This window comes from Spiroplasma sp. hy2 (assembly GCF_044714365.1).
Classification (GTDB): domain Bacteria; phylum Bacillota_I; class Bacilli_A; order Mycoplasmatales; family Mycoplasmataceae; genus Spiroplasma; species Spiroplasma phoeniceum.
Genome location: NZ_RXFZ02000080.1, coordinates 1 through 4,583 on the forward strand (window position 1 = coordinate 1; position 4,583 = coordinate 4,583).

Annotated in this window: 8 protein-coding genes; all 8 read right to left on the minus strand. The window is 27.2% G+C overall.

Annotation, left to right across the window (positions count from 1 at the left end; all coding sequences use genetic code 4):
• Positions 1 to 64 precede the first annotated feature (64 nt).
• Positions 65 to 358 carry an HAD family hydrolase gene (locus EHV01_RS03410; RefSeq protein WP_422066206.1) on the minus strand — a complete coding sequence of 98 codons (294 nt, stop codon included), beginning with the start codon at positions 356 to 358 and terminating at the stop codon, positions 65 to 67.
• Between the two features lie 43 nt (positions 359 to 401).
• The gene (gene yqeH, locus EHV01_RS03415; protein ID WP_422066207.1) at positions 402 to 1,478 is read right to left on the minus strand and encodes a ribosome biogenesis GTPase YqeH; all 1,077 of its coding nucleotides are present in this window, start codon (positions 1,476 to 1,478) and stop codon (positions 402 to 404) included.
• Positions 1,465 to 2,061, minus strand: a complete 597-nt coding sequence (locus EHV01_RS03420; protein ID WP_422066208.1) for a YqeG family HAD IIIA-type phosphatase — start codon at positions 2,059 to 2,061, stop codon at positions 1,465 to 1,467. The genes yqeH and EHV01_RS03420 overlap by 14 nt, the downstream gene beginning before the upstream one ends.
• 94 nt (positions 2,062 to 2,155) lie before the next feature.
• Entirely contained in the window at positions 2,156 to 2,305 is a 150-nt protein-coding gene (locus EHV01_RS03425; protein WP_422066209.1) for a hypothetical protein, read from the minus strand.
• Positions 2,306 to 2,506: 201 nt separating this feature from the next.
• Complete coding sequence (locus EHV01_RS03430) at positions 2,507 to 3,745, minus strand: hypothetical protein (RefSeq protein WP_422066210.1); 1,239 nt, start codon at positions 3,743 to 3,745, stop codon at positions 2,507 to 2,509.
• Between the two features lie 12 nt (positions 3,746 to 3,757).
• Positions 3,758 to 3,934, minus strand: coding sequence for a hypothetical protein (locus EHV01_RS03435; protein WP_422066211.1), 177 nt, complete (start codon positions 3,932 to 3,934; stop codon positions 3,758 to 3,760).
• A 24-nt stretch (positions 3,935 to 3,958) separates the two neighbouring features.
• Entirely contained in the window at positions 3,959 to 4,129 is a 171-nt protein-coding gene (locus EHV01_RS03440) for a lipoprotein (RefSeq protein WP_422066212.1), read from the minus strand.
• A gap of 1 nt (position 4,130) precedes the next feature.
• On the minus strand, positions 4,131 to 4,442 hold the full coding sequence (locus EHV01_RS03445) for a hypothetical protein (RefSeq protein WP_422066213.1): 312 nt from the start codon (positions 4,440 to 4,442) through the stop codon (positions 4,131 to 4,133).
• Positions 4,443 to 4,583 lie beyond the last annotated feature (141 nt).

Consider the following 4,583-nt stretch of genomic DNA (forward strand, 5'->3'; position numbering starts at 1 on the left):
ATWAAAATCAAATTTATCAAATTTCATAATTTTAGATTCCTATAATTTCTATTTTAAATATATTTTATAGGAATTTTAAAATAACTAGGTTATGCAAGAAGTCTAATATTTCATTTGTTAAACTGTCACGAATTAACGCCCCATTACAGGAAATAATTGGTGCTTTAATTTTTAATTTTGCAAAATATTCTTTTGCCATTAAGTCTAATCGTCCTGAAGCTAAAAACAAGTGATAATCACTAGCTAGTTGATATGTTTGTAATGCTTCATATGTTTCAGGATTAATTATATAACCTTTCCCTGCAATTTTGCCATCTAAATCAGTAATTACATAAGGATATTTTTTAACAAGATTCATAATCTTTTATTTCCTTTCTACTTATCTACTTTTAATTATAAAACTAAATAAACTGTTTCCGTAGTGTAATTTTAATGTTTTGATGGGTTCCAACCATTATTTTTTGACCACTTTGCCCTTTAAAACTAATTCATCCTAATCCAGCAATAAAAAGCGAATAATTACCTGGTTCCTTAATTTCGAGCATTCGTTCAGTTCATTCTTGATAATCTTGTAATCTAACAACAGCAGTTGGTACATGTTGGGTAAAATAATAATCTTTATTACTTAATTTGGTACGGTGTAATTTTAAATTGTTATTTTTATAAAAATGAAAACTTGTTTTTAAACCCGTCAGATATGAAAAACTAGTTAATCCTTCATAAAAAATTGTTTGCTCTGCAGACAATTGAAATGTAATTGGTTTTAATAGTTGTTTAGTCAGCATATTTTTATTATTTTCGGCAAGATATGGAAGCAGACTATGCTTATTAATGATACCAGGAGTATCATAAACTTTCTGTCTCGTTCCCAAATTAACAACAATTTTATCTAATGTTGTTGCAAGGTTATTCGAAACAGTAATTTTTTGTTGTTGGTTAGTTAACTTAATTAAACTATTTAATAATGTACTTTTTCCTGTATTAGAACTACCAACAAAAACAAGGTCATTATCTTGGCGCTTAATATATCGTCATAATTCATCTAAACCATAATTCTTTAAACCACTCACTAAAATAATATCTTCTACTTTTGAAAAAAGCACTGAATTTCGAAAAAGTTCACTAATATAAGTAATAATTTTATTAGCATTAATTAATTTATTTACTAAATCAATTTTATTAATAATTAAAGTTACTTTATTATTTTGTAATAGTTGTTCTAATTCCAAATTCCGTGTTCCATCCAAATCATAAACATCTAAAACATAAAAATAATGTCAATTCAAATGATAATCTTGCCGTAACTTTGCAAGAAAATCAATTGCTGTTATATTATAAGGAACTAGTTCATTATAATGAGTTAACCGAAAACAACGATAACAATAATCTTGCGTTAATGTTTCCACATAGCCAAGGTCGTTTGGAGTTGTAGTTTGTAAAATAAACCCACAACCAGCACACTTCTTATAAGATATCATAGTCTAATCCATATTCTCCTTCATCAAAGAAACCTTTATGTAAAATATTTTTTTGAGCTAACCGTTTATAAAGTAAATTTTCTAATAAACGCATTAATCGGTTTGATTCATTAACACCTGTTACTGGGAGAACTAAAATGCTTTCCATATGGGCTCGATTAGCAAATAAAACATCCGTAATTAATTGATCACCAACCATAATCATTTCATAGGGATTAGTATTAAATTGCCGTGAAATCACACGAAAATATTTTAATAATGGTTTTTTAGCATTTCAATAATAATGTTCAATTCCTGCTTTTTGGGCAAACCGTTCAACTCGTTTTCGGGCATTATTTGATACTAACACAAAAATCATCCCTAATTCCTTGACCTTTTGAATTAAATTTAAATTATCAGTATTCGGAATACCACGGTAAAATGGGGTTAAAGTATTATCTAAATCACAAATAAAGACTTTAATCCCATGTTTTTTTAATGATTCAAGATTAATTTTATTAACATTTTTCACATAAATGGATGGTTTAAAATAATTTAGTAATAAATTGCGATTCTTTTTTTTACCAAAAATATTCTTTGCCATTATTTAAAACCCTCGTTTCTTACTATTATTTATTATATCAATTTTCAATAAAAAAGGTTATTCTTTTCTATAAATCATAACCTTTTTAGCATCTTTAATTCATTATAATTTTACTAATAAAATACTTATTATTATGTAATTCAACAGTAATTGTAATAGTTTTACCATTAATTTGATATTCAAAAACATTATCCATTGGTTGTGCTAGAACAGTAACAGTTATTTTGGCAATCGTCTTTTGCATTTTTTGTAAAATAACATTTTGACTTTTATCAAAATCAGTAAGATATTTTGTTAAAGTTGTAAAAACATCATTGATTCCTTTGATGTTTTCTAAAATATGATTTAAATAAAATAAGGGACTATTGTCAATAATTCTCTTATCTTTAAATCCTAATATTTCTAAAAAACGATCTGGGTTTAATAAGGCATCACGTAAAAGTCATTACTGATTCGGAGTTGGTGTTAAAAACTGATTAAATAAATGATAAACATCTTTTGCATCAATAAATGCTGGTTCAATTATTGCTGCGGTTATTTCTTTACAAACTTCAACAATACTTTTATGTTTAATAAAATTAGTTAATTCGTTATTTGGTAATCAATTTTGTAATGGTTCTGTAAAAACCATTTTTAAATTTTTAATTTTTGAAACAGATGAATTTGGTAATAACATTGTCAAAATATCACCTAAGATATCACCGTGATATAATTCCAAGAATAAATCATTAACCGCGTCTGGATTATCAACAATTTTGGTGATAATTGGTTTTAAATTTGCTGGTAAGTTCTTTTCAACTAATGAGTTTGTTAAAAAAGTAACCATATCATTTAATGTTTCACCAACCGCCATTGTATTAATTAAATCTCATACTAAATTTCCTGTATAACCTTTTGTTCCAAATAAATCAAGGGGTTGATAAATATTAATGATAACTTTACCAAAAGCGGATAACCCAGCTGGTGTTAAATCTTCTGTTACTAAAAAGGGAAGATTTTTTCAAAGTGTGGAACTAATTTGATGATGTTCAGAACTTTGCAATAAAATGGCCATTAATGTTCGTAATCCCTTCCCGGTTGAATCTCCTAATCATTGTGATAAATTCCGCATAATTTGTTGTAAATCTATTTTTGAATCAAGTTGATAAGAAGCCGGGCGAACTCTGACAATATCATTTCATGTCACAGTTTGATTTGCATCAAATTGTTGTAAATAATTTAGGACAATGCGACTAAACCGAATGACTTCACTAATTGCTGTCAAATTATTAATTAGATTAAATTTAAAATTAATTTTTTGTTGCATTATTTTGACAATTGTTGTTCCAAAGGTCTTTAACGCTGTTGTATAGTTGTCTGCTGTTGCTTGTAAATTTGTTTTATTTTTATAGTCAAATCGTTCTGACTGCCCTGTTAATTCATTGACAGCATTAACAAGACCAATCATCCCCGATGTTAAAGATTCTTGATAAGTCATTCCTTGGTAAATTGAATCGTCAAAAGCATTACAGAAAGAAATTAGTGTTTCTTGGTCAAGAATATCACTTGCAAATTTTAAAATCGTTGGTGATAAGAACTCATTTAATAAATGACCATTCGCAATTAATGTTAATAAACCAGGTAATTTTTCTTTAGTAAGAATATTAAAAATTTGTGAACCTAATTTAGCAACATTTGAAATCATTTTATTTGCTTGTTATGGTTTAAAAGAATTGGTTAAGTTTAAATTTGTTTTTAAACTGCTTTTTAAATAAGCATTCCCATAATATCGATTAAATAATTCAGCATAGCGATTATATTCTTGTAAGTTTTCCTGTTGAACTGGTTGTGTTGGTAAGTCTTCTAAATACATTGGTTGAGCAAACTGATACATTAAATAATTAAAATCATATTTATGTTAATCACTAATGTAAGCCATTTTGGCAACTTGACTATTTAAGGCATCTAAACTTGCTTGATAATGGCGTAATGGTGGAGCATTACTTTCAGGATTAAGACACCCAATCGTTGGGGCAACTGAAGTCGTTAGTAATGTCAAACTCCCTAAATATGCTAATAACTTTTTCATGTTAAGTTCACTCCTTTACAGTTTGATAATAATGTTCCATTGCTAACTGATGAACTTCTCTTGTTGGATGAACAATGTCAAAAAAGAAATAATCATCAACATTAGCATTGGATGGTAAGGCTGGATTACGTTGTGCATTTAACTTTCCTTCTTCAATAATTTTCATAAAATCTAAATTTAAATTATTAAAATTAACTGTTACATTGCCCTGCGGATGACGCGTTTTAAATTCTGTCATTAAAACAGGTAAATTATCATATAGTCCTCAATCTCGAATTGCATTATTGTAATAGCTATTTGCTAACTCAATCATTTTTGTTACACGGGAATGAAATTCGGTTGATATATTAGACTTCTTGCATAACCTAGTTATTTTAAAATTCCTATAAAATATATTTAAAATAGAAATTATAGGAATTTAAAATTATGAAATTTGATAAATTTGATTTTATTA